Origin of the sequence: Kitasatospora sp. NRRL B-11411 (genome assembly GCF_000721345.1) — a bacterium.
Classification (GTDB): domain Bacteria; phylum Actinomycetota; class Actinomycetes; order Streptomycetales; family Streptomycetaceae; genus Kitasatospora; species Kitasatospora cineracea.
Window position 1 is genome coordinate 36,530 of the sequence record NZ_JOGH01000035.1, and the last position, 25,351, is coordinate 61,880.

The following is a 25,351-nucleotide window of genomic DNA, read 5'->3' on the forward strand; positions in this document are numbered from 1 at the left end:
ACGCGCCACGCCACCGTTCGGACGCCGCGGCTTGCGGCGCAGATCGCAGGTGTAGGAAGATCTTTATGTCCTCTTGCCATTTTCGACTGCCACGCCGGAAGGCCGGAAGGAGTGCCGTCATGGCGCGTCCGAACTGGGTGCCCGCAGGGACCGACCTCGACAAGCCGAACGCGGCCCGGGTGTACGACTACTACCTCGGCGGTTCGCACAACTTCGAAGTCGACCGGCAGATGGCGCGCAAGGCGATCGAGCTCTGGCCCGACCTGCCGAAGATCATGCGGGCGAACCGGGCCTTCCTGCGCCGCGCCACCCAGTTCGCGGCCGAGGAGGGGATCAGCCGCTTCCTGGACATCGGCTCCGGCATCCCCACCTTCGGCGCCGTCCACGAGGTGGCCCGCGAGTACCAGCCCGACGCCCGGGTCGTCTACGTCGACATGGACCCGGTCGCGGTCGCCCACAGCCGCCTCATCCTGGCCGACGACCCGCGCTGCCGGATCGTCGACGCCGACCTGCGCAACACCGACGACCTGCTGGCCCGCCCCGAGGTCGAGGAACTGCTCGCCCCCGGCGAGCCCGTCGCGGTGATCCTGAACGCCGTCATGCACTTCGTCACCGACGCGGACCACCCCGACCGGATCCTCACCAAGCTCCGCGAGGCGCTGCCCAGCGGCAGCATGCTGATCCTCTCGCACGCCTCCCTGGAGGGCCGCCCCGACCAGGCCGGCTCCCACCAGAGCCTGTACCGCTCCACCCCCACGCCGCTCACCATGCGCAGCCGCGAGCAGATCACCGCCTTCTTCGAGGGCTACGAGCTGGTCGAGCCCGGCGTCGTCTACCTGCCCGAGTGGCACCCCGACGACGAGGCGTCGGTCGGCCCGCACCCCGAGCGGATGACGGGCATGGCCGGCGTCGGGCGCCTGTCGTGAACGAGTCACCCGGCCCGGACGGGGTGCCCGACCCGGACCCCCGGACGGTGACCGGGCCGGCCGACACGGACGCACCGCCCGGCGCGGACGGGGTGCCCGGTCAGGACGGGGTGCCCGGTGCGGACGCCGCCGGGTTCCACGAGGCCTGGGCGGCCATGCTCCGCACCGGGCACGGCGCCGCGGTCCGCCCCGGCGTGCTCAACCCGCTGATCGCCCGCACCTCCGAACTGCTGCACCGCGCCGCCCGGGAGCACCCGTTCCGCCCCGACCTGGCCGGCCAGGTCGGGGCGCTGCTCATCGACAACCAGTTCACCGACCCGCAACTGCTCGCCGACGCCGTCCAGTTGCTCCAGCGCCGCCCCGTCCCCGACGGCCGCGGCCCGGAGCTCGGCGGCGCCTTCGCGGCCGGCTGGGCGGCCGCCCTGCGCGAGCGCACGCTGCGCGAGCAGGAAGCGATCCGGCTGGCCGCCGACACCGCCCGGCAGGAGGTCGAGAAGGCCCTGCGGGTCTCCGAGGCCCGCTTCCGCGCCCTGTTCGAGTCGGCGGCGATCGGCATCGGCCTCGGCGACACCGACGGCAACATCCTGGCCGTCAACCGGGCCCTGGGCGAGATCTTCGGCGGCGGCCCCGAGGACATGCGGGGCGTGCGGGTCAACGACCTGGTCCACCCCGAGGACACCCCCGGCGTGTGGGAGGCCTACGAGGAGCTGATCAGCGGCAAGCGCGAGTACTTCCAGTTCGACAAGCCGTACTACCGGCGCGACGGCGAGGTGGTGTGGACCCACCTGACCGTCTCGCTGATCCGCGACGACGACGGCGCGCCGCTCTACCAGGTCGCCATGCTGGAGGACGTCACCGACCGCTACCGCCTGCAGGAGCGGCTGCGCCACCAGGCCACCCACGACCCGCTGACCGGCCTGCCCAACCGGGCCGCGTTCTTCGAGCGCCTGGAGAAGCTCTTCGAGGACCCGGAGCCGGACGTCCGCTTCGGCCTGTGCTACGTCGACCTGGACGGCTTCAAGATCGTCAACGACAGCCTCGGCCACGACATGGGCGACCAGCTGCTGACCGTGGTGGCCGGCCGGCTGGAGAACGCGCTCAGCCCGCTCGGGCACATGGTGGCCCGGCTCGGCGGCGACGAGTTCGTGGTGCTGCTGGAGAACTGCCGCGGCGAGCAGGAGGCCGTCGCCGCCGCCAAGACCGTCCTCGCCGCGCTCACCAAACCCGTGGTGATCGGCGACCACCGGCTGGCCGTCGGCGCCAGCGTCGGCGTGCTGGAGCGGCGGATCGCCACCACCACCCCCGGCGCCGCCGTCCGGGCCGCCGACCTCACGCTCTACCGCGCCAAGGAGGCCGGCCGCGGCCGCTGGACGCTGTTCGACCCCAAGGAGAACGCGCGCGCCGTCAGCCGGTACGCCGTCTCCGTGCGGATGCCCGCCGCCCTGGACCGCGGCGAGTTCTTCATCGACTACCAGCCGATGGTCGACCTCTCCTCCGGCGTGATGACCGGCGTCGAGGCACTGGTGCGCTGGCGCCACCCGCAGCTCGGGGTGCTCGGCCCGGAGGAGTTCGTCGGCGTCGCCGAGGAGACCGGCCTGATCATGCCGCTCGGCCGCTGGGTCCTGGAGCAGGCCTGCGAGCAGGCCGCCGACTGGGTCGCCCGGTTCGGCGACCGGGCCCCCCGGCTCAGCGTCAACCTGGCCGTCCGGCAGGCCCGCAACGCCGGGCTGGTCGGCGACATCGAACGCACCCTGCGCAGCACCGGCCTCGACCCGTCGATGCTCCAGCTGGAGATCACCGAGTCGACCGTGGTCGGCCCCGAGGACGAGGCGCTCAAGGCGCTGCACGCCCTGGTCGACATGGGCGTCTCGCTCTCCGTCGACGACTTCGGCACCGGCTGGTCCAACCTCGCCTACCTGCGCGACTTGCCCGTCTCCAACCTCAAGATCGCCGGCTCCTTCGTCGGCGACCTGCACGACCCCGCCAAGGACACCCACCTCGGCTGGCGGATCGTCAGCGGCCTCGTCTCGCTCGCCCACACCCTCGGCCTGTCGGTCACCGCGGAGGGCGTGGAGAGCCGCGCCGACGCCGAACGCCTGCGCCTGATGGGCTGCGACCTCGCCCAGGGCTGGCACTTCGGCCGCCCCGTGCGCCCCGCCGAGATCGCCCGCCGGATCGCCGAGGCCGAGACGTTCGAGAACGGGCCGTCCGAGAGCAGGTCGTTCGAGAACGGGCCGTCCGAGAACGGGTCGCCCGAGAGCGGGTCGCCCGAGAGCGGGACGTCCGAGACCTTCGAGTCCGGCCCCGAGAGCTGAGACCTCGCCGCCGGCCCCCTCCGCGCGGGTCCCGGCCCGGGTTGGCAGTTTCGGACACGGTGCCGGACCGCCCGGGCGCTCCGGACCCCCGGACCTTCCGTTCCCGGGACGGCCGGGCCGGCGGAGCGCCCGGAGCATGCGGCAGAAACGGACAAAGGTGGGCGAAGGGGGTTGACGGCCCGTCGGCGGCGGGCGCACGATGAGGACCTGGCACCGCCGGTACGGGGCACTCTTCCCGAACCCGCCGAGCGGGCCGCGCACGGCGCACCACGCGCCCCGGACGTCGATCGCCCTTCTGCGGCGCCGACCGTCCCGACGGGGGACCGGCAGGGAGACCGGGCAGCGGGGGAGCACCGGGGGGAGCACCACCACCGCGGCGACGTCCTGACGCCCCGGCACACCGACGCCTCGACGCGCCGGCGTCCCCGACCGCCGCACCCGTCCTCCGTGCGGGCACCGACCTGCCCGCTTCCGCCTCGGCGAAGAGGCACACCGCGATGAGCGCCACCCTGCCCACCGGGCAACCCCCAGCCAACCACGCACTGCCGGACGGCAGTTCACCCACCGACGCCCGCCCCCGGCGGCGGGCCGCCGACCGGATCGCCGACCACGCGCCGATGCGCCGCACCGGCGACCGGGCCCCCGCCCGGCCGCTGACCCGCGGGCCCAGCCGGCGCTCCGGCGACTACCGGACCCGACACACCGTCAGCCTGGTCGTCCCCGCCCGGGACGAAGCCCGCAACATCCCCTGGGTGTTCGAGCAGATCCCCAGCTGCGTCGACGAGGTCATCCTGGTCGACGGCGCCTCCCGGGACGCCACCGTCGCCATGGCCCGCACCTGCCGCCCCGCCGTCCGCAACGTCGCCCAGAGCGCCCCCGGCAAGGGCAGCGCGCTGCGCACCGGATTCGCCGCCGCCACCGGCGAGTACATCGTGATGATCGACGCGGACGGCTCGATGTGGCCCGGCGAGATCCCGCACTTCCTGCACTTCCTCGACCACGGCTACGACTTCGTCAAGGGCTCCCGCCGGATGGCCGGCGGCGGCTCGCTCGACCTCACCCCGCTGCGCGCGCTCGGCAACAAGGCCCTGCTGCTGGTCGTCAACCGCCTCTACGGCGGCCTGCTGACCGACCTGTGCTACGGCTACTGCGCGTTCCGCCGCGACTTCCTCGCCGAACTCGACCTGCGCGCCACCGGGTTCGAGATCGAGGCCGAGATGATCGCGCACGCGCTGCGCTCGGGACTGCGGATCGCCGAAGTCCCCAGCCTGGAACTCCCCCGCCGCAGCGGACGCTCCCACCTGCACGCCGTCTCCGACGGCCGCAGAGTGCTGCGCACCCTGCTCGCCGAACGCCCCGGCGCGGGGGAAGGACGATGAACGGCCGCGACCGGCGCCACCGCGCGGCCTGCCCGCCGCCCGCCGCACCCGCCTCGCCGCACACCCCCGTCACCGTGGTCGAACTCGACCTGGCCGACCCGGGCGAGGTGCGCTCGCCCGGCGGCCGCGGCCCCGCCGCCCCCGACGGACGCGTGTCGGCGTTGGTGCGGCTGCACGGACACCCGCTCGGCATGGTGCACGCCACCGGGACGAGCGGCCGGCCCGCCGCGCTCGCCCGGGCGCTGGCCGCCGCCGCTCATCGGGAACTGGGCGCCCCCGCAGTACCGGACGCCCCCGCAGCACCGGGCGAGCGCGGCGGGCCGGAAGGGCGGTCGGCGCGGCGGCCGGCGCCGCGGGCGGCCCGCTGCCCGGCCGGCGGGATGAGCGTGGTGATCTGCACCCGGGACCGCACCGAACTGCTCGCCGACTGCCTGGACTCCGTCCTGCGGGCCGCCGACACCCTCACCGCGGCCGGCCCCGGCGGGACGGTCGAAGTCCTGCTGGTCGACAACGCCCCCGCCGGGCCCGACACCGAACGGCTGGTCGCGGAGCGCTACCCCGGCCGGATCCGCTACCTGCGCGAACCCGCCCCCGGACTCTCCCGGGCCCGCAACCGCGGCCTGGCCGCCGCCCGCGGCACGCTCTGCGCCTTCACCGACGACGACGCCCTCGCCGACCCCGGCTGGCTGGCCGCCCTGGCCGCCGCGTTCGCCGCCGACCCCCGCGCCGGCTGCGTCACCGGACTCGTCGTCCCCGCCGAACTCGACACCCCCGCCCAGCAGTTGTTCGAACGCTACGCCGGGACGGAACGCGGCTGGACCCCCCGCGACTGGAACCTCGACGCCCCCGGCGCCGGACCGCTCGACCGGTACTCCACCGGACGCTGCGGCATCGGCGCGAACATGGCCTTCCGCACCGAACTGCTGCGCACCCTCGGCGGGTTCGACCCCGCCACCGGCACCGGCACCCCCGCCCGCGGCGGCGAGGACCTGCTCGCCTTCCACCTCGTCCTGACCGCCGGACACACCGTCGCCTACCGGCCCGACGCCGTCGTCTGGCACCGCCACCGGCGCACCCTGCACGCCCTCACCGTCCAGGTCAGCGGCCTCGGCATCGGCTTCGGCGCCTACCTCGCCGCCGCCCTGCGCCGCCACCCCGCGCTGCTCGGCGACCTGCTGCTGCGACTGCCCGCCGGAGCGATCGGCTGGCACCGCGGCCACCGGCCCCCCGCCGCGGACACCCCCCTCGACCGCCGCCGCCTGCGCGCCCTGCGCCGGATGGAACGCCGCGGCCTCGCTCAGGGACCGCCCCGCTACCTCTACACCCGCCGACAGCAGCACCGCACCCCCGGCGGAGGCTGACCGACCATGAACACCCCGACCGCACCCCCCGTCCGGGTCGCCGAACTCGACCTCGCCCGCCCCGGCGAACTCCACCGCCCCGGCCACCGCACCCCCTACCACCCCACCGGCCCCACCCTCGCCCTCGTCCGCTCCGCCGGCCACCCCCTCGGCACCGTCACCGCCGACGCCGACCGCCCCGACCACCTGCACGCCGCGCTGTACGCCGCGGCGCGGCAGCGGTTCGGGGCGGGCGGGGAGCAGCCGGAGGACGGTGCCGGTACGGCCGGGCCGGTGGTCAGCGTGGTGGTCTGCACGCACAACCGGCCCGAACTGCTGGTGCGCTGCCTGGACTCGCTGCTGCGCGGCGGCTACCCGTCCCTCGACGTGATCGTGGTGGACAACGCGCCCGCCGACGACGCCGTCCGGCACCTGCTGCCGCAGCGGTACGGGGACCGGGTGCGGTACGTGCGCGAGCCGGTGGCGGGGCTGGCCCGGGCCCGGAACCGGGGGCTGGCGGCGGCCCGGGGCGGGATCTGCGCGTTCGCCGACGACGACCTGATCCTCGACGAGCGGTGGGTGCCCGCCCTGGTCGCCGGGTTCCGGGCGGCCCCCGGCCCGGCCTGCGTGACCGGCCTGGTGATGCCGGCCGAGCTCGACACCCGGGCCCAACTGCTCCTGGAACGCTACAGCGGCTACGGCAAGGGGTTCGCCCCCCGGGACTACACGCTGCGCACCCGGACCGGCGACCCGCTGTACCCGTTCGCCACCGGACGGCTCGGCACCGGCGCCAACATGGCCTTCCGGACCGACGTGCTGCGGGCCGTCGGCGGGTTCGACCCCGCGACCGGCACCGGCACCCCCGCGTACGGCGGCGAGGACCTGCTCGCCTTCCTCCAGGTGCTGGCCGCCGGACACACCGTCAGCTACCGGCCCGACGCGCTGGTGTGGCACCCGCACCGGCGCGCCCTGGACACCCTGCCGCCGCAGGCGTTCGGCCTTGGCGCGGGCTTCGGCGCCTACCTGGCCGCCGCCGTCCGCCGCCAACCCCGGCTGCTGGCCGGGCTGCTGCCGCTGCTGCCGCGCGGCCTGTGGCGCACCGCCCACCGGGGCACGGCCCCGGCCGGAGCCGACGACCCGCTGCTGCGGGCACTGCGCCGCCGGGAACTGCTCGGCCTGCTGTACGGCCCGCTCGGCTACCTGCGCAGCCTGCACGCCCAACACCGCACCGACCGGCAACGGCACCCGAGGCGGCCCGCGGACGGGGCCGGGCGATGAGCACCGGCGCCCGGATCCGGCCCCACCCCGCCGCGGAACCCTGCACGTGCGGCTACCCGACGCTGCTGCGGGCCCGGGTCCGGGCGCTGACGGCCCGCTCCCGGCAGGAGCCGCTGCTGCACAACGGCCACCTGCTGGCCGCGAGTTCGCTGCTGTCGGCCGGACTGGGCTCGCTGTTCTGGGTGCTCGCCACCCGCTCCTACAGCGCCGCCGAGGTCGGCCGCAGCTACACCGCGCTGTCCGCGACGATGTTCCTGTCCACGCTCGGCAGCCTGAACCTCGGCGACGCCCTGGTGCGGTTCGTCCCCACCGCCGGACGCCGCACCCGGAGCCTGGTGCTGCGCTGCTACCTGGTCGCCGCGGCCGGCAGCGCCGTCGTCGCCGTCGCGTTCCTGCTGCTCGTCCCGGTCGTCGCACCCGCGCTCGGCGAACTGCGCCGCCCCGTGCTGGCCGTCGCGTTCGTCGCCGCCACCGCCGGGTACGCCGTGTTCGTGCTCCAGGACGGGGCGCTCACCGGCGTCCGCCGGGCCGGCTGGGTGCTCGGCGAGAACACCCTGTTCGCGGTCGCCAAGGCCGCACTGCTCGCGCTGTGCGCCGCGCTGGCCGTCGGCACCGGCATCCTGGTCTCCTGGGCCGCCGCCCTGGTCCTGGCCATCGCCGCCACCAACCTGGTGCTGTTCCGCAGCGCCGTCCCCGCCCACCAGGCCGCCCCCGCCGCGGACACCGGCGGCCCCCGCCCGCCCGAACGGATCGCCCGCTGGGCCGGGGCCGACTACCTCGGCAACCTGTTCACCTTCGCCGGGACGACCGTGCTCCCGCTGATGGTGCTGGACCGGCTCGGCGCCGACGGCAGCGCCTACTACTCGCTGGCGTACGTCATCGCCTCCACCCTGTACGTCGCCGCGTTCAGCATGGGCCACTCGCTGGTCGTCGAAGGCACCCGCGACCCGGCCCGGCTCGCCGAGCACGCCCGCCGCCTGCTGCGCCACTCCACCCTGCTGGTCACCGCCGCCGCCCTGCCGATCGCCGCCGCCGCACCCTGGATCCTCGGCCTGTTCGGCCCCGACTACGCCGCCCGCGGCAGCACCGCGCTGCGCCTGATGGCGCTGTCCGCGATCCCCAACACGGTGCCCAACGTGGTCCTGCAGATCGCCCGGGTCCGCCGCGCACTGCCCTGGATGGTCGGCATCCGGCTGGCCTTCGCCGCCACCGTCGTCGCCCTGACCGCCGCCCTGCTGCCGCCGTTCGGCCTCACCGGCATCGGCGCCGCCTGGCTGATCGCCGAATGCGCGATCGCCCTGCCGCTGCTCGCCGCCCTGCCCCGCCTGCTGGCCCCCGCGCCGGCGTCCGGGCGCCCCCGCCCCGAGGAGGAGCCGACATGAGCACCAGCCCCGCCCCGACCGCCGCCGAGCTGACGGTGGCGATCTGCGCCTACACCCCGGACCGCTGGACCCTGCTGCAGGCCGCCGTCGACTCGGTGCGACGGCAGAGCCCGCCGCCCGGCGAACTGCTCCTGGTCATCGACCACAACGACCGGCTGGAGCGGATGGCCCGCGAGCTGCCCGACGTCACGGTGCTCGCCAACCGCGAACGGCCCGGCCTGTCCGGGGCCCGCAACACCGCGCTCGCCGCCGCCCGCGGCACCGTCACCGCCTTCCTCGACGACGACGCCGCCGCCCGCCCCGGCTGGACCGCCGCCCTGCTCGCCGCCTACCGCGACCAGGACGTCCTCGGCGCCGGCGGACTCGTCGCCCCGCACTGGCAGCACGGCCGCCCCCGCTGGTTCCCGCCCGCCTTCGACTGGGTGGTCGGCTGCAGCCACAGCGGCATGCCCCGGCAACCCGGCGACGTCCGCAACCTGATCGGCGCCAACATGTCCTTCCGGACCGCGCCCGCCCGCGCCGCCGGCGGCTTCCGCACCGAACTCGGCCGGGTCGGCCGCCACCCCGCGGGCTGCGAGGAGACCGAACTGTGCCTGCGCCTGACCGCCCGCCACCCCGGCACCCGGATGCACTACGACCCGGCCGCCGCCGTCCGCCACCAGGTGCCCCGGCAGCGCGCCACCCCCCGCTACTTCGCGGCCCGCTGCCTCGCCGAGGGCCGCTCCAAGGCCCTGGTCGCCCGCCGGAGCGGCCCCGGCCCCGCCCTCGCCAGCGAACGCGCCTACCTGCGCCGCACCGTCCCCGCCGCCCTGGGCACCGCCCTGCGCCACGGCCGGCTCGGCACCGCCACCGCCCTCACCACCGGCGTCCTGCTCACCACCGGAGGCTACCTCCTGGGAAGGGCACGGCAGTTGACGGACCGTCAGAACGACGGTGCGCGACAGGGACGGGGTGCGCCATGAGCGTCGCCCCCGTGCTGCTCTACCACTCGGTGTCCGACGACCCGCCGCCCTGGCTCGCCCCCTACACCGTCGCCCCGCACACCTTCCGCGCCCAACTCGACCGCATCCAGGACGCCGGACTGTCCGTCGTCCCGCTCGCCCGGCTGGTCACCGCCCTGCACGGCGGCCCGCCACTGCCCGCGCACTGCGCGGTGCTCACCTTCGACGACGGCTACGCCGACTTCTACTGGACGGTCGCCCCGATCCTCTCCGACCGCGGCCTGCCCGCCACCGTCTACCTCACCACCGGCGCCGTCCACGCCCCCGGCGCGCTCCCCGGCGGCAGCCTGCTGCCCCCCACCCCCATGCTCAACTGGCGGCAGGTCGCCACCCTCGACGCCCTCGGCCTGGAGATCGGCGGCCACTCCCGCACCCACCTCCCGCTCGACACCGCCCGCCCCGACCGGCTCCGGCAGGAAGTCGCCGGCAGCAAACGCGAGTTGGAGGACGCCCTCGGCCACCCCGCCACCGCCTTCGCCTACCCCCACGGCTACCACAGCCCCGCCGTCCGCCGCGAAGTCGCCCGGGCCGGCTGGACCTCCGCCGCCGCCGTCGGCAACGCGCTCAGCTCCGCCGCCGACGACCCGCTGCGGATCTGCCGCCTGATGGTCCTGAACACCACCACCCCCCGCACCTTCGAGGACTGGATCCACCTGCGCGCCACCCGTACCGGCCCGCTCCGCGACAGCGCCGCCACCCTCGGCTGGCGCGCCTACCGCCGCCTGCGCGCCCGCCTCGGCCGCCCCACCGGCGGACCGCCGCGCCAGTGACCCCCGGCCAGGAGCCCGCCGTGACCGCACCCGCCAGGACCGCACCCGCCACCGACCCCCCGGCCGGCGCCACCCCGCTGCGCCCCGCCGACCGCCGCCCCGACCGCCGCCCCGTCGCCACCCGGACGGCCACCCCCCGGCGGGCCCGGACCGTCCGCTACGCCCTGCCGCTCGCCGTCCTGCTCTGGCTGACCGCCCTGCGCACCACCCGCCTCGACCGGATCGGCGACCTCGGCCTGCTCCAAGCCCTCCCGCCCACCTACTACGCCGCGCTCGCCGTCCTCACCGCCGGCTTCCTCACCGCCCTGCGCACCCCCTGGCTGCCGCAGCGCCACCTCGCCCGGTACGTCCTCGCCCTGATCGCCTTCGTGCACGCCACCCCCAGCCTGCTCTACCCCACCCTGCGCTACTCCTGGGCCTGGAAGCACATCGCCGTCGTCGACGCGATGCTCCGCCACGGCGGCACCGTCCCCGACGCCGGAAAGCTCGACGTCTACAACCAGTGGCCCGGCTTCTTCGCCCTCCACGCCCTCGTCCTGCGCGCCACCGGCCTGCACTCCGCCCTCGGCTACGCCTCCTGGTACCCGCTGATCGCCAACCTGCTGCTGCTCGGCCCGCTGCTGCTGCTCTTCCGCAGCCTCACCCGCGACCGCCGCCTGGTCTGGTGCGCCCTGTGGCTCTACTACGCCACCTCCTGGGTCGGCCAGGACTACTTCTCCCCGCAGGCCTTCGCCTACCTGCTGTACGTCACCGTCATCGCCCTGACGATGCGTCAACTCTCGCTGCGAGGACGGGAAGCGGGGAGATTCGGCTGGCGGGCCGGCCCGTACGCGCTGCTGCTGGTGCTGATCGCCGCGATCGCCTCCTCGCACCAGCTCACCCCCGTCATGCTGGTCAGCTCGCTCGCCGTCCTCGCCCTGCCCCGCCGCAACCGCCGCACCGTGCTGCCCGTCCTCGCCGCCGCCCTCGCCCTCACCGTCGCCTGGGACGCCACCGTCGCCCGCCCGTTCGTCGCCGCCAACCTGCACAGCCTGATCGCCGCCCTCGCCGCCCCCGACCGCAACGCCGTCTCCGGCCTCGCCCAACTCGGCGCCGCCGCCCCCGGACAGGTCCTCGCCTCCTGGACCGACCGGGCCACCACCGCCGCCGTCCTGCTGCTCGCCCTCGCCGCCGTACTGCGCCGCCGCTGGGTCCGCCGCACCACCCTGCCGCTGCTGCTGCTCGCCCCGCTCGTGCTGCTCCTCGCCAACGGCTACGACGGCGAAATGCTGTTCCGCGCCTACCTGTTCGCGCTGCCCGCCACCTCCTTCCTGATCGCCGCCCTGCTCGCCCCCGGCCTGCCCCACCCGCCCGTCCGGCCCGCCGTCACCGGCACCGTCCTGCTCGCCCTGCTCGGCGGACTGCTGTTCGGCTACTACAGCAAGGAAGCCGTCAACCACTTCACCCCGCAGGAAGCCGCCGCCGTCCGCTACGCCACCGAACAGACCCCGCCCGGCTCCCGGATCGTCTCCCTCACCTCCGACGAACCCGGCGGCGAACTCCACTACGACCAGCACACGTGGATCATCCTCACCGACGCCGACCCCGCCGGCCGCCTCCTGCTCGCCACCGACCCGCAGACCGCCCTCACCGACGCGCTCTCCACCGGACAGCCCTCCTACCTGGTGCTCACCCGCGCCCAGCTCGCCGCCTGCCGGCTCACCGGCCTGCTCCCGGCCGCCGCGGTCGACGAGATCCAGTACACCGCCGCCCACCTGACCGCCCTGCGGCCGGTGTACAGCAGCCCCGACGCGATCGTCTACCAGTACCTGCCGCCCACCGCCCCGGCCGGGCCCACGGGGCCGGCGGGGCCTGCGGGGCCTGCGGGGCCGAGGGCTCCGGTCGGGCCTGGCGGGGGCGCCGGGCCGGTCCGGGGCGCCGGGCCCGTCGGGCCTGTCGGATCCGTCGGGCCTGTCGGATCCGTCACGGAAGGAGGCGCGTCATGAGCAGGACCCTCGAAGCCGTCCGGCGACACCCCGGGAGCCGGTGGCCGCTGCTGCTGGCCGGTTCCGGCTGGATCGCGTTCGCCGCGACCGCGCTGCCCGCCGCCGGCCCGCTGCGGGTCGCGGCCGTCACCGCGTTCCTGCTCAGCTGCCCCGGTGCGGCCGCCGTCCGGCTCGCCCGCCCGGCGCTGCGGCCCGGCGAGTGGTGGTCGACGGCGGTGCTGGCCGTCGCGGTCAGTGCCGCGCTCACCGCACTGGTCACCGAAACCCTGTACCTGGCAAGGCAGTTCACTTCCGCCCGGGTGGTCCTGGTGCTCGCCGTACTGACCACCGTGCTGGTCCTGGCGGTCCGGCGGGAGCCGCCCGGCGGCCCGGAGGGTCAGGAGAGCCCGGAAGGCCCGGGAGGAGCGGCGGGGCCCGGGCGGAAGGGACGCGGGCGGATCTGGATGGCCGCCGCGCTGCTGGCCGCCACCGCCTGCGGCGGCCCGGCCGTCGGCAGCATGCAGGACCCGCGCGGCTCCGCCTCCACCGCCTCCACCGTCCCCACCGGCGTCCCGGCCACCGAGCCCCCCGCCGCGCCGCCCGACAGCCCCCGGCCCTGGCACCCCGCCCTGTACGACGACTTCACCGGCCACGGCCTCGACTCCGCGAACTGGACGACCTGCTACGACTGGAACCAGAACGGCTGCACCAACGCGGGCAACCAGGAGAGCGAGTGGTACCGCCCCGGCCAGGTCACGGTCGCCGACGGCGCCCTCACCCTCACCGCCACCCGCCGCGCCACCACCGGCAGCGACGGCAAGACCTACCCCTGGACCTCCGGCCTGGTCTCCACCGGCCGCGACAACTGGAACGCCCAGCCCCGGCACACCTTCACCTACGGCTACGTCGCCGCCGCCATCCAGGCCCCCGCCGACTCCACCGGCATGTTCCCCGCCTTCTGGCTGCTGCCCGCCGCCACCCGCGGCGGCCTCCCCGAGATCGACGTCGCCGAGTTCATCAACTCCAACCGCTACGTCGACCTCAACCTGCACGGCCGCACCCCCCAGGGCCGGGACGCGAACGCCCACCAGCGCTACGGCCCCGTCGACTTCGCGGCCGGCTACCACGTCTTCGGCGTCGACTGGGAACCCGACGGCATCACCTGGTACGTCGACGGCACCCCCCGCCTCCAGGTCACCGACCCCGCCGCGATCCCCGACACCCCCATGGAACTCCTGATCAACCTGGCCGTCGGCTTCGAAGAGGCCCCGACCACCGACACCGCCCAACTCCACGTCGCCTGGATCGGCGTCTGGCAGCACTGAGCCGCCGTCCGGCCGGTGTCACCGGGGCGGTGGCGCGGAGCCGGCGAGTTCGCGCAGGACCGGGACGAGGACCTCGCGCAGCCAGCGCCGGTTGCGGGCGAAGCGGCGGGACTTCTCCAGGTTCGCCGAGACGTGCCACAGCCAGGCCAACAGGACGCCGGACAGCGGGAGTTCGCCGGTCTCGGGCCGCCGCAGGCCCCCGGTGCGCAGCGCGTGGACGACCTGCTCCCCCCAGGAACGCCCCTCCAGCAGCCAGCCCAGGGCCAGGGCGAAGCTCGCCCGGTCGACCACCACCGGGCCGTCGGCGAGCGCGTCCGCCCAGTCGACCAGGCCGGTGACGGTCGGCTGCCCGCCGGAGGAGGGGGCGGGGGGCTGTCCGTTGGGCGATTCGTCGGGTGATTCGTTCGGGACGGGGGAGCGCAGAAGCAGGTTGCCGGGGGTGAAGTCGCCGTGCGTCCAGGCCACTTCGGTCGGGTGCTCGGTCAACTCGCGGCGCAGGCGGGCGCGCAGCGCCAGCAGGCCCGCCGTGCCCTCCGCGCCCCGGCACCAGCGGACCCGGTCGGAGAGCACCGCCAGCCGGTGGCCCAGCCAGCCGTCCACCAACCGCCCGTCCCAGCTCGATCCGCTCGTCGCGCCGCGCAGTTCGGCCAGGACGTCGAACGCGGACGCGGTCAGCGCGGCGGCCAGTTCGGGACGGCGGGAGAGCAGCACGTCGCCCGGGACGCCCGGCAGGACCTCCTGCACCAGGACCGGCGGGCGGCCGCCGAGCCGCGAGTCCAGCGTCCGGGGCAGCAGTTCGCGCAGCTCCGGACGCCGCACCTGTGCGGCCAGCACCGCGATCGCGTCCCGCTCGCGCACCAGCGCCCGCACCGCCTCCCCGGTGCGCGGGCACTTCACCAGCACCGGCGGCCCGCCGTCCGCCGGACGCCAACGCGCGACCAGCACGTCCGAGAACCCCTGCGCCACCGCCTCCCACCGGCCGCGCCCCAACTCCCATGCCGCCAACCGCAGTCGCAGCTCGTCCGCGGCCCGGCCCGCCGACCCCGGCGGCACCAGCAGCAGCCCGCCCGCGACCTCCCGCACCCCCATCAGCTCGTACACCGGGACGCGGCCGCCGACACTCATCCCGCCCTCCGTCCGCCGCCGCCGACCGCCAACCCGCCCGACCGGCAGGCCAGTCGGAGCAGCCGGGCGGGCAGGCCCGGCATCCCCGCCTCCGGCAGGGCCAGCAGGGCCAGCAGCGCCCGGCTCTGCGCCGAGGGGCGGGGCGGTCGGCAGCGGGCGCAGCCGCCCGGGCGGTGGCCGAGCAGGACGGCCACCGCCTCTGCCAGCCCCGCCTGGTAGGACGAGCCGCCGACCCGGGCCACGGCCTTGGCCTCGGGCGCCGCGTGCGCGGGCGCCGTGCCCAGCCGGGCCCAGCGCAGCAGCTCCCGGTCGGCCGGCCCGTCCCCGGCCGCGAACACCGGCACCGCGCCCGGATCGCCCAACTCGGCCAGCAGCGCCCGCACTCCGGCCGCCTTGCCGACCCCCGGCGGCAGGAAATCGGTCTGCTGCTCGCCCCGCACCACCCGGGTGCCGGTCGCGGCGGCGATCCGGTCCGCGGTGCGCCGGTCCAGCCCCGTGTACCGCCCGCCCGGGTGGCGGCGCGAGACCCGGGCCGTCCAGCGGGCCAGCGGATCGACCACCAGGCCGTCCAACTCCCCTGCCACGGCGCGCACTTCGCTGCCGTCCCGGTCGGCGAGCGGCAGCGGCGGCCGGCCCGGCAGGTGCAGCACCGCCCCGTACTCGGCCACGCCGCCCGCCAACCCGTAGGCCCGGCAACGGTCCTGGACCTCCGGCAGCGAACGCCCCGTGGCCGGCAGCGGGCGGAACCCGTGCGCCCGCAGCGCCCGCAGCGCGAGCATGCCCAGCGGCGACGAGGCCGGGAACCCCAGCGGATCGGTCTCCAGCACCCCGTCCAGGTCCAGCACGCACCACCCCGCGCCCGGCCCGTCCGCCCCGTCCGCCCCGGTCGGAGCGGCGGGCAGGTCGCGCAGGTAGACCTCGGCGAGGAACTCCTGCACCGCCCGCGCCGAGGCCCGCCGCCGCTCCGCCCGGCCCAGCGGCCGCGCCGACACCCCGTGCTGCACCTGCACCAGCCGGGCCAGGCACCAGCGGGCCGGGTCGATCCGCTCCCCGGTCAGCCGCTCGTACGCGGAGCGGACCTCCGCGCCGTACCGGGCCCCGGGGCCCTCGTCCGTAGCGCCGGCGTGGTGGGGCGGGGAGAGCGCGAGGCCCGCCAGGTCCCAGGCCGGGTCGTAGGCGGCCAGGTCCAGGTGGCTGAACGCGCCCTCCGCCCAGTCGGTCTTCACCCAGCGCCCGTCCCGGCCCGTCCACCGGTCGGCGCCGGTGCGCCCGTCCACCACGTACGGCCGGGCGGCGCGGGTGAGCGCGCGGGCCACCGGGTCGGCGAGCAGCGGACGCAGCACCACCGCCCCGCGGCCGAACAGCGGCGCGAACAGGCGCCCCGCCTCCTCCCACACCGGCCCGCGCCCGACCAGCCGGACGCTGCGGTCGACGCCCACGGCCAGCGCCCGCTGCCGCGCGGCCACGTAGCGGGCCGCGTCCAGCGCCCGGACGGGGGCGGCAGAAGAAATATCCTGACGGACCATCAACCCGTTTTCCAGCCAACGGACTTCGGGCACCAGACCGGGCAGCAGCGCGGCGTACTCGGCGGCCCGGCGGCCGAGGTGGCCCAGCCCGACGGTCTCCACTCGCAGCGGCACCGGCGGCCCGTCCGCCGGGTGCCCCGTCACCGGGACGGTGCGGTGCAGGCCGCGCCCCGGGGAACCGGCCGGGCCGACCTCCAGCCGGGCCCAGTCGGCGGCGCCCGGGACGGCCCGGCGGACCAGCGCCCGGACGGCGTCGGGCGAGGTCAACCGGTCGACCTCCCAGTCGGGTCGGGCCAGCGCGACCACCCGGTACGGGCCGAGCGACGGCGGCTCCCGCTCCACCGCGACCAGCACGCTCACCGCGTCCACCGGGAACCCCTGCCCGCACAGCCCGGCCGCGACCTCGGCCAGCGAACGCCCGGTGACCGGTGGATCGTCCACCACCAGCGCCTGCCCGCCGGCCGCCAGCAGCCGGGCCAACTCCCGTTCCCGGCCCGGCAGGACGGCCTGCCCCGGCCGCACCGTGCAGCCCGTCACCGCCCGGTGCCCGGCCCGCCGCAACGCCGCCGCCAGCAGCGGCCCCAGGTAGCTCCCGGAGGTCCGCACCCCCACCACCAGCAGCGGCAGCCCGGCCGGCAGCGGGCGGGCCGCGTCGAACCGGCGGGCCAACTCGGCCAGGTCCGCCGGATACTGGTCGAAACTGCAGAAACAGGACGGCGGCCGGCGCACCGCCGAACCGAGCGTGCGGCGCAACACCGGTGCGGCGTCGAACCGTTCGACCAGCCGGAACAGCCGCCGGTACAGCGCGGAGGGCAGCGGCGCCGAGTCCAGCACCGGCGCGGCCAACTCGTCGGTCGCGTCGGCGAGATCCCGCGTCCAGCGAACGGCCTTGTCCAGCACGGGAGTTCGTGCGGCGAGCCGGGCCGCCCGGTCGAGCGCGGACCCGAGCGGATCGGTGGGCGGACCGGTGGGCGGACCGGCGGGAGGCTCGGCCGGCGGGCCGGTGCGGTCGCGCAGGTGGCGGGCGAGGCGGCGCGGAGCCGTCCAGGTACCGGCGAGCCGGTCCTCGGCGGCCTGCACCATGCCCGCCGCGTACAGGAAGGCGTCCAGCGGATCGCCCGCCCGAGCCGCCCCGGCCAGCTGCCGGGCCAGCTCCGCCACCGTCGCGTGCGGATCCGCCGGACCGGCGAACGGGACCGCGACGGCCCCGGGCACGGGCCTGGCGGGACTGATCGGCCTTGCGGTCATGAACGCTCTCCGGGGGAGCGGCGGGCTGCCGGACACGGCTGCTTCCACCGTCCGCCCGCCCGCCCGCGACCGCAACGCGGACCCCGCCCCGCCCGCCGCCCGATCCACCCGCCGTACCCGCCCGGACGCGGTGGGTCGACCGTCGGAGGCGTGCGGTGACGGAGCCGCAACGCACGGTGCCCGCGCGCCGTTGCGTCCTAGGGTGGGGCGGTGTTCAACCGACTGGAGATCGAGGTGCGCACGGGCGTCCGCGCACCCGCCGAAGCACGGATCCGGGTCGACGGCGAGGACCTCGTCGACACGGCGGCCGGCCCGGACGGCTTCGGCGCCCACGCCCCGTGGCTGCTGCCCGCCGCCGGGGACGGCCCGCTCCGGGCGACCGGCGAGGCCCGGCGGGTCGAGCTCGGCGAACCCGAGTGCACGGGCGGCTGCTGCGGCTACCTGGCCGCCGTCGTCCGGCGGCACGGCGCACTCGTGGTCTGGTCCGACTGGGAGACCCCGGCCGACGAACCGGTCCCGCCCGACTTCCACTTCGACGCCCGCCAGTACGACGCCGAACTCGCCCGCGCCACCGCCGACCGCTGGTGGGACGTCCCCCCGGTGCCGTGAACGTCCCTGCGGGAACGGAAACTTCTCCTCCCCGGACCGATGAGTCCGGGCGATGGGGCCCGTCGAAGCCAGTGAGAGCAACGACAACCCACCGACCGACCGGGGAGAACCGACAAGATGTCCACCACCACGACCGCCACCACCGCCGCCACTGCCGCCGCTCCGAAGAAGGCCGTGGCCCGCACGGTCCTGACGCTGCGGATCCTGCTGGCGCTCTTCTTCGCCCTGGCCAGCGCGGCGCCCAAGCTGCTGGCGCTGCCCGCCGCCACCACCGTCTTCGACGCGATCGGCGTCGGCGACTGGTTCATGTACCTGACCGGCGCGGTCGAACTGGCCGGCGCCGTCGGCCTGCTGCTGCCCCGGCTGGCCGGACCCGCCGCGACCGCACTGATCGGCTTCCTGCTGTGCGCGTTCATCACCCAACTGACCGCGATGCACGGCGAGAACGCCGGCACCCCGTTCTTCTTCATGCTCCCGCTGGCCTTCATCGCCTGGCACCGCCTGGCACCACCGCGCCCGCACCGCCGCCCTCCTCACCCGCCGCCACTGACCCGCCCCGCCCCCGGCCCGGGCCCCGCGGGGGTGCTCCGGGACGGACAGGGGAAACGGGTTACGGCAGGACGGCGGAGTAGGTCAGGAACCCGGAGTGCTCGCCGGTCGGGACGAATCCCGCCTTGGTGAGGACACGGCCGGAGGCCGGGTTGTCCGGGTGGTGCCGGGCGTGCACCCGGGAGATGCCGAGGCGTCGGGCCAGGTCGAGCAGGTGGCGGACGGCGAGGGTGGCGTATCCCCGGTTCCAGACGTCGGGTCGCAGGAGGTAGCTGACGGCGGCACCGTCGGCGGAGCGCTGGTGCAGGGTGGCGACGCCGACGAGTGCGCCGTCGGCGGTGATGCCGAGCACGTGGTCGCGGGGCAGCCCGACGGGAGGCGCGAGCGCCTGGCGGATGCGGAAGACCGCTTCCGTCCGCTCCATCGGCGGGCGGCCCAGGTACCGCACCGCCTCGGCGGTGTAGATGCCGGGCAGGGCCGAGGCGTCCCCGGGCCGCAGTTCCCGTAACTCGACCATCAGCGGCCCGCCTCGTGCAAGGCGGTGAGCTGGTCGGCGAGTTCGGTGGCCAGCGGACGGTCCTTCGCATTGCCGAGCAGCACGGGCTTGAGTACCTGCTGAAGCTCGGGCCAGACCTCGGTGCCGGCCAGCGGGACGGCCCGTTCGCCGATGGCTCCGAGCAGCGCGGCCGGGCCGATGCTCTGCCGGTCGATGCCCGCCGCTTCGTAGTCCAGCGGCCAGTCTCCGGTGACGCAGGTCCACAGGGAGGCGGCGAGGGCGTACACGTCGGACATGAAGGTGGTCAGCACGGGCTGGCCGTCGGTCGTGATCTCGGCGGCCAGCTCGGGCGCGGTGAGGTGCACCATCGTGCCCCGGAACGCCGACCAGGGCGTTTCGCCGAGTTGCCGGGCCCAGGCGAAGTCGATCAGTCGCACCCCGCCTTCGGTGTGGATGGCGTGGGCGGGCTGGAGGTCGCCGTGGATCCAGCCGAGGCCGTGCAGGTCCGCCACCGCCCGGGTGACCTGGACGGCGCTCGCCAGCGCCTCGGGCCGAGCGGCGTCCCGCCCGGCGCGGACGGATGTGAACTGCTGCCAGGTGCTCGGCCCCTCCTCCCACGGCGTGACGTACCAGACGCCCTCGGAGATCCGGCCGACAGCCACCCGGTAACCGGGGAGCCGGTCCAGTACGGACGCCTCGCGGGCGGTGACCTCGGCGGCCTCTCCGGTGCCGAGCTTGATGGCCGCCGCTCCGTCCGGACCGCCGGCCTTCCACACAGCCGAGCCGCGCCGGTCGCTGACCTCCGTCAGCGCAACGGGACCGCACAGCGCCTCCGCGGCCTTCAGCGCTGCTGCGGCCTCGGCAAGGAACTCGCCCATTCTCGAACTGCCTTCCACTCGCAAGGGATGTGCTCGAAGACGTCCCGGCCGTCGTCCACGGACACGGCAAGGGCCGTGGCGAGGTCCGGGCGTCCCCGTGAGGAACTTCGGGTCCAGCGGCCGTACGCCCGCTCGCACCGGGAGGAACGAGAAGGGCGGCGGCGGGATGCTCCGGCCGTGTCGGTCGGTCTCGACCGCGCCCTGCGGGAACTTGCCGAACATGACCCCGACGGGGGCGTACAGGTGCTTCAACGCCCAGTGCGGCCAGGCCGGCAACTCGCGGTGGTCCGCGTCTTCGCACCGACCGAGCAGCACCACGTTCTCGCACACGAGCGTGCCGAAGGGCCGTGCCATCAACGGGCGGACCCACTCCGCGGCCTGGACCCCGGCGTGGAACAACTCCGCCTCCACCGCGTACCGGTGACTGCCCGGGACGATCTCGTAGACCGTCCAGCCGGTCATGCCGCGCCGGACGGAGGGCCGCAGGAACGGGCAGTGCTCGTGCAGTCCCGCCAGGTAGGGCCCCACGTCAACGGAGGTGGGTAACTCCGTCCGGGGCTCGATGAGGCGGAGCGCCCCGGCGGTCGGCCGGGACGCCCCGTCGCGTGGTGCGGTGGTCACAGGTACGACGCCGCCGGGGCCAGGTCGCCGTCGCCCGGGGCGGGCGAGCAGTTCCACTCCGCCCAGACCTTCCCCGTGTCGCGGTAGCGGCCGAGGAGTTCGGTGTCCAGGGTGCCGTCGGCGTCGGTGAACCAGACCTCCGGCAGCGGGCCGTACGCCACGGTGTAGGCGTCCACCCACTCGATCCGGCCCTCGCCGCCGCTCTCCACGTGGTCGAGCTTGCGGCCGGCGTGCTCGGTGGTGAACTCGTCGTGCTTGGCGGGGTTCTCGGTGAGCCGGTGCCACACCCGGTCGACGGCCCCGGAGAACATCTGCGGGGCGGACGGCCCGGCGTCGATGCGCTCACCGGTGATCCTGAAGAACTTGCCCAGCTCGTCCAGCGCGGAGCCGGTGTCGATGGTGCTCACGTGTCTCTCCAATCGCGTTCGTGCTGCTCGGCCTGCCGGCCGAGCAGTCGTGTGGTGGCGCCCCGGCCCGACAGGCTCTTTTCGCAGACCGGGAGTTCGTGGGTGCCCGAAGGCGCAGGGCGGTCAGACGCGGCCGGCCGCGTGCGGTGCGCTCGGCCGCAGCGCGGTACTCATCCTGCTCGTTCACGGTCGGCCGGTCCTCCTGCTGGGACTGAGGTTGCCTGCTTGCCTCTAGTGAACGGCCGCCCCGTTGCGCAGAACCAGAGCAGAAGCTGAGCGCTTGTCAGGCATAATCAACGCGTTGTCAGACTTGACCTGGGCCTTTCGATCTGCACGAGGAGGCGCATGTGGCCGGGAGGCGAAGGCGGCTTGCGGCCCGCCGCAAGGCCCTGGGCTACAGTCAGGACGACCTGGCCGAACTGCTGGGGGTAGCCACCTCCACGGTTGCCCGCTGGGAGGCCGGCGCGGACCCTCGCGGGTGGGTGTTGCCCAAGCTGGTGCTGGCCCTCAAACTCACTCCCGAGGCGCTTGCGGACCTACTGGCGCCGGAAGCGGTCCCTCAAGTCCTTCCGGCGGCTCCTGCTGCCGGACTTCCCCCTGGGGACACAGACGAAATGAAGCGCCGTGATGTCCTGAGTCTGCTGGCCGTGACAGGCGCCCTCATCTCCCTGCCCGAAATCGGCAACCCGGCCCCCGGAGACGGGACGGCTGCTTCACTGGCGGAGACCGGATCGGAGCTGAACGCGTCACTGTGGCGGGTTTTTTCCCTGTCCGACTCGAAGCAGGCCGTCTACCCGGTGGTCCGACACCAGCTCGGGCTGTTCGCCAGAGCCCTGCAGGAAAGCCAGAGCAGTGCCTCCCGCCGGCGTCTTTGCCTGCTGGTCGGAGACCTTTACCAACTGGCCGGGGAGATTTTCTTCGATGCCAATAGGTATGCCGATGCCGCCCACTGCTACACGCTGGCCGTCAGCGCATGCAGAGAAGCCGGCGAGTTCGACATGTGGGCATGCGCATTGACGCGTCATGCATTCGTTGAGCTGTATGAAAGCCGATTTTCGGCGGCGGCTCCGATGCTTTCGGCAGCAGCGCAAGTGGCCGAGCGGGGAGACAGTCAACTGTCGACGAGGTACTGGGTGGCGGCGGTCCAGGCCGAGGCGTACGCAGGTCTTGGCGACTTCGAGGCCACCAACAGAGCGCTGGACACCGCCGAGCAGGTACACGGCCTGTCGGGAAAACTGCACAATGGCGGCTGGCTCCGCTTTGACGGCTCGCGGCTGGCCGAGGAACGGGGCACCTGCTATCTCGCCCTGGGCCGCCCGGACTTGGCGGAACTGGCGTTGACCGCAGCGCTCACCCAGCCGCTTTCATTGCGCCGCCGGGGGGCCGTTCTTGCGGAATTGGCGGCCCTTGGTGCCGAGCGCCGAGACCTCGACAAGGCAGGCCACTACGTCCGGGCCGCCCTGGATTTGGCTGGCCAGACCGGCTCGGGCTACGTGGGAAGAAAGTTGGAAGGCGTCAAGACGCGCCTCGTCCCCCTCATGTCGGACAGCCGTGCTCTGGCGCTGCATCAGCACATTTCGGCGCTGGACAGCGTCGCTTGACCGAGGAGTGGCACATGTCAACTGACGGGCAGATTTTCCGTGATGCCTGGATCGCCGGCGTCCTGAAGCACTACCCCGGAGACCCGAAGCCGGGATATGTCGCGCCCTGGGACGAAACGCCGGACTGGGAGCGCGAGTGCGCCGCCACGGTTTTCGGCCAGGTCCGCGAGTTCCTGCGAGTGAGCGACGGGCACGCTTCGAAGCTCACCCGAGAGCAGAAGGGCCGGTTCGTGGCACTGTGCTGGATCGCGCAGATCCACAAGCACATCGAGAACCCGAAGCCAGGCTACGTCGCCGACTGGAGCGAACTTCCAGGATGGCAGCAGGAGACCGACGCGGACATCTTCGAGGCAATCGAGAGCGCTCTGACCTGATGCCTCGGCTCGGTCGCCCCCGGCCCTCGCCCTGAGACACAAGGGCGGGGCCGCGGGCGACGATGGCCGGGCACTCGTTCCGGACCGGGTCGTCGGCGCAGTGCTCGCCATGACGGAGGGCGTCGACCCGGCCGAGATAGTTCTGCCGTGCCTCTTCCGCGACGCCCAGAGATTTGGGGTCGGGAACATCCCGCACATAGGCCGGCGCCACCTCACTGCCGCCTCGAATCCAGGCCGTGGAGCACCGGAAGCAGGGGTACCGGAACGTTCGGCCGTGGATCGGCAGTAGCCCCGGAAGTCTCAAGGCCGATTCGGCCCGGGCTCCGTGGGGGTGGCGGGGTCAGCCGACCAGGGGGGTCAGGGCGAGGGTGTGCTGGGTGTGTTCGACCTTGGCGCGGAGGTAGCGGAGGTTGCTGGGGGAGAGGTGGACGCCGGTGGGGACGCGTTCGGTGATGGTGATGCCGTGGGTGGTGAGTTGGGTGGCCTTGTCGGGGTTGTTGCTGAGGAGGCGGACGGCGGGGGCGCCGAGGGTGGTGAGCATCTGGGCGGCGGCGGTGTAGTCGCGGGCGTCCTCGGGGAGGCCGAGGGCGGCGTTGGCCTGGTAGGTGTCGAGGCCGGAGTCCTGGAGGGCGTAGGCGTCGAGCTTGTTGTAGAGGCCGATGCCGCGGCCCTCCTGGCGGAGGTAGAGGAGGTAGCCGCCGGTCTCGGCGATCCGCTGGACGGATTCGCGCAGCTGGGGGCCGCAGTCGCAGCGGGCGGAGCCGAAGACGTCGCCGGTGAGGCACTCGGAGTGCAGGCGGACCAGGGGGGTGGCGGTGGCGGTGGGGTCGCCGAGGGCGAGGGCGAGGTGTTCGGCGCCGTCGGCGAGGCCGTGGAAGGTGTGCACGTCGGCCTCGATGCGGTAGCCGTCGGCGAAGGCGAGGGGGACGCGCACGCGGGAGCGCACGGTGGCGGTGGGGAGCTGGTGCGTCATGTCTGGTCCCTCCGGGGCCGCGAGTGGTGGTCGTCTGCGGTCCGGTGCGAGGGGCCGACGGGCGGCCGCCGGGTTGTTCAAATTCGAACCGGATCGTGCTCGCCCGACGCTACACCGTTGTTCCAATTCGAACAACTGGCGTCCCGGACGGCATTCCCCGCCCCGCCGGCCCCGTCGTTCGTGCGGACGCACGGCCCTCCCGTTCGGCCCACCAGCCCCCGGCTACCCGCCGGTACCCCGGCAAGGTGGACAGGTAGGACGGAGCGGGCGGGGCGACGCGACGACCCGGCGACGGGGCGCGGACCCGGCCCGAGGCAGCGCGAGCTTGGGAGATGAGCCGACCGTGAAGATCACCGAACCGAGCCCCGGCGCGCCCTGCTGGGTGGAGCTCGCCACCGAGGACCCGGCCGCCGCCCGGGTCTTCTACCACGAGCTGTTCGGCTGGCGCGCCGAGACGGCGGCCGACGAGCAGGCCCGCGGCTACACCCGGCTGTACCTGGGCGAGCACCTGGTCGCCGGACTCGGCGGCCTGCTGCGGCCCGGCCGGGCCACCGCCTGGACCATCGGCTTCCACACCGCCGACGCCGACAGCACCGCCGACGAGATCGCCGACGCCGACGGCCGGCTGATCGTCCCCCCGACGGACGCCCCGGACCTGGGCCGCTACACGGTCGCCGCCGACCCCACCGGCGCGGTCTTCGCCACCTGGCAGCCCGCCGGGCTGCACGGCGTCGACCTGCGCGACGAGCCCGGCGCCCTCGGCTGGGTCGAACTCGCCACCCGGGACCCGCGGGCCGCCGCCGAGTTCTACGCCCGGGTGTTCGGCTGGAGCGTCAACACCGGCGAGATGTACACCGAATTCGGCCTGGGCGGACGGGACTTCGGCGGCATGATGGACATGTCCGACCAGTTCCCGGCCGAGGTGCCGCCGTACTGGATGCCGTACTTCGCGGTCGCCGACGTCGACCTCGGCGCCGAGCGCGCCGCCCTGCTCGGCGCCACCGTCACCCTCCCGCCCACCGACGTCCCCGACGGGCCGCGGCTGGCCGTGCTGCGCGACCCGCAGGGCGCGGTCTTCGGCATCCACGTGGCGGAGGGGACGGACGGCAAGTAGGAGGAGACAAGTAGGAGGAGAGGGGAGACGGGGTCGGACCCGGGCCGGGGGCGCCAGTGGGGGACGGCGGGGGCCCGGGCGGCGGTGTTCGCGGAGCAGAGGGACGGCAAGTAGGAGGAGGGGGGACGGGGGTCAGACCCGGGCCGGGGG

The 25,351-nt window shown here is 75.0% G+C and carries 21 protein-coding genes; 15 read left to right on the plus strand and 6 right to left on the minus strand.

Features of this window, described 5'->3' with window-relative positions; translation table 11 throughout:
* The first annotated feature begins 119 nt into the window (after nucleotides 1-119).
* From IH44_RS0118295 to IH44_RS0118340, 10 genes are all read left to right on the plus strand, one after another.
* Nucleotides 120-926 (plus strand): SAM-dependent methyltransferase, encoded by an 807-nt coding sequence (locus IH44_RS0118295; protein WP_030460673.1) that lies wholly within the window; start codon nucleotides 120-122, stop codon nucleotides 924-926.
* Nucleotides 923-3,241 (plus strand): bifunctional diguanylate cyclase/phosphodiesterase, encoded by a 2,319-nt coding sequence (locus IH44_RS0118300; RefSeq protein WP_232794997.1) that lies wholly within the window; start codon nucleotides 923-925, stop codon nucleotides 3,239-3,241. Before IH44_RS0118295 ends, IH44_RS0118300 begins: the two co-directional genes overlap by 4 nt.
* A 497-nt stretch (nucleotides 3,242-3,738) precedes the next feature.
* Nucleotides 3,739-4,620, plus strand: a complete 882-nt coding sequence (locus IH44_RS0118305) for a glycosyltransferase family 2 protein (protein WP_030460675.1) — start codon at nucleotides 3,739-3,741, stop codon at nucleotides 4,618-4,620.
* Entirely contained in the window at nucleotides 4,617-5,981 is a 1,365-nt protein-coding gene (locus IH44_RS0118310) for a glycosyltransferase family 2 protein (RefSeq protein WP_051817030.1), read from the plus strand. Before IH44_RS0118305 ends, IH44_RS0118310 begins: the two co-directional genes overlap by 4 nt.
* A 6-nt stretch (nucleotides 5,982-5,987) precedes the next feature.
* Nucleotides 5,988-7,238, plus strand: a complete 1,251-nt coding sequence (locus IH44_RS41155) for a glycosyltransferase family 2 protein (protein WP_051817031.1) — start codon at nucleotides 5,988-5,990, stop codon at nucleotides 7,236-7,238.
* On the plus strand, nucleotides 7,235-8,620 hold the full coding sequence (locus IH44_RS0118320) for a lipopolysaccharide biosynthesis protein (protein ID WP_030460678.1): 1,386 nt from the start codon (nucleotides 7,235-7,237) through the stop codon (nucleotides 8,618-8,620). Before IH44_RS41155 ends, IH44_RS0118320 begins: the two co-directional genes overlap by 4 nt.
* Nucleotides 8,617-9,582, plus strand: coding sequence for a glycosyltransferase family 2 protein (locus tag IH44_RS0118325; protein WP_051817032.1), 966 nt, complete (start codon nucleotides 8,617-8,619; stop codon nucleotides 9,580-9,582). The genes IH44_RS0118320 and IH44_RS0118325 overlap by 4 nt, the downstream gene beginning before the upstream one ends.
* On the plus strand, nucleotides 9,579-10,391 hold the full coding sequence (locus IH44_RS0118330; RefSeq protein ID WP_051817033.1) for a polysaccharide deacetylase family protein: 813 nt from the start codon (nucleotides 9,579-9,581) through the stop codon (nucleotides 10,389-10,391). Before IH44_RS0118325 ends, IH44_RS0118330 begins: the two co-directional genes overlap by 4 nt.
* Before the next feature lie 20 nt (nucleotides 10,392-10,411).
* Entirely contained in the window at nucleotides 10,412-12,376 is a 1,965-nt protein-coding gene (locus IH44_RS0118335) for a glycosyltransferase (RefSeq protein ID WP_157852379.1), read from the plus strand.
* On the plus strand, nucleotides 12,373-13,680 hold the full coding sequence (locus tag IH44_RS0118340) for a family 16 glycosylhydrolase (protein WP_030460682.1): 1,308 nt from the start codon (nucleotides 12,373-12,375) through the stop codon (nucleotides 13,678-13,680). The genes IH44_RS0118335 and IH44_RS0118340 overlap by 4 nt, the downstream gene beginning before the upstream one ends.
* Nucleotides 13,681-13,698: 18 nt before the next feature.
* Here the strand turns inward: IH44_RS0118340 and IH44_RS45465 are convergent, their stop codons facing one another.
* Nucleotides 13,699-14,805, minus strand: a complete 1,107-nt coding sequence (locus IH44_RS45465; RefSeq protein ID WP_030460683.1) for a phosphotransferase — start codon at nucleotides 14,803-14,805, stop codon at nucleotides 13,699-13,701.
* Nucleotides 14,802-17,579 (minus strand): HAD hydrolase family protein, encoded by a 2,778-nt coding sequence (locus tag IH44_RS0118350; protein ID WP_157852381.1) that lies wholly within the window; start codon nucleotides 17,577-17,579, stop codon nucleotides 14,802-14,804. The genes IH44_RS45465 and IH44_RS0118350 overlap by 4 nt, the downstream gene beginning before the upstream one ends.
* Nucleotides 17,580-17,789: 210 nt before the next feature.
* Between IH44_RS0118350 and IH44_RS0118355 the strand changes: the two genes are divergently transcribed.
* Nucleotides 17,790-18,188 carry a hypothetical protein gene (locus tag IH44_RS0118355; RefSeq protein WP_030460685.1) on the plus strand — a complete coding sequence of 133 codons (399 nt, stop codon included), beginning with the start codon at nucleotides 17,790-17,792 and terminating at the stop codon, nucleotides 18,186-18,188.
* A gap of 117 nt (nucleotides 18,189-18,305) precedes the next feature.
* Nucleotides 18,306-18,869 (plus strand): DoxX family protein, encoded by a 564-nt coding sequence (locus tag IH44_RS0118360; protein ID WP_063759639.1) that lies wholly within the window; start codon nucleotides 18,306-18,308, stop codon nucleotides 18,867-18,869.
* Here the strand turns inward: IH44_RS0118360 and IH44_RS0118365 are convergent.
* From IH44_RS0118365 to IH44_RS0118375, 3 genes are all read right to left on the minus strand, one after another.
* Complete coding sequence (locus tag IH44_RS0118365; protein ID WP_051817034.1) at nucleotides 18,799-19,254, minus strand: GNAT family N-acetyltransferase; 456 nt, start codon at nucleotides 19,252-19,254, stop codon at nucleotides 18,799-18,801. The two genes, IH44_RS0118360 and IH44_RS0118365, sit on opposite strands and share 71 nt — an antisense overlap.
* Nucleotides 19,254-20,111 (minus strand): protein kinase, encoded by an 858-nt coding sequence (locus IH44_RS0118370; protein WP_051817035.1) that lies wholly within the window; start codon nucleotides 20,109-20,111, stop codon nucleotides 19,254-19,256. Before IH44_RS0118370 ends, IH44_RS0118365 begins: the two co-directional genes overlap by 1 nt.
* A gap of 617 nt (nucleotides 20,112-20,728) precedes the next feature.
* Nucleotides 20,729-21,139, minus strand: a complete 411-nt coding sequence (locus IH44_RS0118375) for a hypothetical protein (RefSeq protein ID WP_030460689.1) — start codon at nucleotides 21,137-21,139, stop codon at nucleotides 20,729-20,731.
* A gap of 347 nt (nucleotides 21,140-21,486) precedes the next feature.
* Here IH44_RS0118375 and IH44_RS0118380 point away from each other — a divergent pair, with 347 nt between their 5' ends.
* Entirely contained in the window at nucleotides 21,487-22,740 is a 1,254-nt protein-coding gene (locus tag IH44_RS0118380) for a helix-turn-helix transcriptional regulator (RefSeq protein WP_030460690.1), read from the plus strand.
* Nucleotides 22,741-22,754: 14 nt separating this feature from the next.
* Entirely contained in the window at nucleotides 22,755-23,114 is a 360-nt protein-coding gene (locus IH44_RS0118385) for a hypothetical protein (protein ID WP_030460691.1), read from the plus strand.
* 340 nt (nucleotides 23,115-23,454) lie between these two features.
* On the opposite strand, the gene ribA is transcribed toward IH44_RS0118385, so the two are convergent.
* Nucleotides 23,455-24,087 (minus strand): GTP cyclohydrolase II, encoded by a 633-nt coding sequence (gene ribA / locus IH44_RS0118390; protein WP_030460692.1) that lies wholly within the window; start codon nucleotides 24,085-24,087, stop codon nucleotides 23,455-23,457.
* A 343-nt stretch (nucleotides 24,088-24,430) separates the two neighbouring features.
* Here ribA and IH44_RS0118395 point away from each other — a divergent pair, with 343 nt between their 5' ends.
* The gene (locus tag IH44_RS0118395) at nucleotides 24,431-25,201 is read left to right on the plus strand and encodes a VOC family protein (protein ID WP_030460693.1); all 771 of its coding nucleotides are present in this window, start codon (nucleotides 24,431-24,433) and stop codon (nucleotides 25,199-25,201) included.
* Nucleotides 25,202-25,351: the final 150 nt, after the last annotated feature.

Coding starts and splice junctions, on each gene's coding strand:
- IH44_RS0118295 (WP_030460673.1), top strand. CDS start 120: ATGGCGCGTCCGAACTGGGTGCCCGCAGGGACCGACCTCGACAAGCCG.
- IH44_RS0118305 (WP_030460675.1), top strand. CDS start 3,739: ATGAGCGCCACCCTGCCCACCGGGCAACCCCCAGCCAACCACGCACTG.
- IH44_RS0118310 (WP_051817030.1), top strand. CDS start 4,617: ATGAACGGCCGCGACCGGCGCCACCGCGCGGCCTGCCCGCCGCCCGCC.
- IH44_RS41155 (WP_051817031.1), top strand. CDS start 5,988: ATGAACACCCCGACCGCACCCCCCGTCCGGGTCGCCGAACTCGACCTC.
- IH44_RS0118320 (WP_030460678.1), top strand. CDS start 7,235: ATGAGCACCGGCGCCCGGATCCGGCCCCACCCCGCCGCGGAACCCTGC.
- IH44_RS0118325 (WP_051817032.1), top strand. CDS start 8,617: ATGAGCACCAGCCCCGCCCCGACCGCCGCCGAGCTGACGGTGGCGATC.
- IH44_RS0118330 (WP_051817033.1), top strand. CDS start 9,579: ATGAGCGTCGCCCCCGTGCTGCTCTACCACTCGGTGTCCGACGACCCG.
- IH44_RS0118340 (WP_030460682.1), top strand. CDS start 12,373: ATGAGCAGGACCCTCGAAGCCGTCCGGCGACACCCCGGGAGCCGGTGG.
- IH44_RS45465 (WP_030460683.1), bottom strand. CDS start 14,805: ATGAGTGTCGGCGGCCGCGTCCCGGTGTACGAGCTGATGGGGGTGCGG.
- IH44_RS0118350 (WP_157852381.1), bottom strand. CDS start 17,579: ATGACCGCAAGGCCGATCAGTCCCGCCAGGCCCGTGCCCGGGGCCGTC.
- IH44_RS0118360 (WP_063759639.1), top strand. CDS start 18,306: ATGTCCACCACCACGACCGCCACCACCGCCGCCACTGCCGCCGCTCCG.
- IH44_RS0118365 (WP_051817034.1), bottom strand. CDS start 19,254: ATGGTCGAGTTACGGGAACTGCGGCCCGGGGACGCCTCGGCCCTGCCC.
- IH44_RS0118370 (WP_051817035.1), bottom strand. CDS start 20,111: ATGGGCGAGTTCCTTGCCGAGGCCGCAGCAGCGCTGAAGGCCGCGGAG.
- IH44_RS0118385 (WP_030460691.1), top strand. CDS start 22,755: ATGTCAACTGACGGGCAGATTTTCCGTGATGCCTGGATCGCCGGCGTC.
- ribA (WP_030460692.1), bottom strand. CDS start 24,087: ATGACGCACCAGCTCCCCACCGCCACCGTGCGCTCCCGCGTGCGCGTC.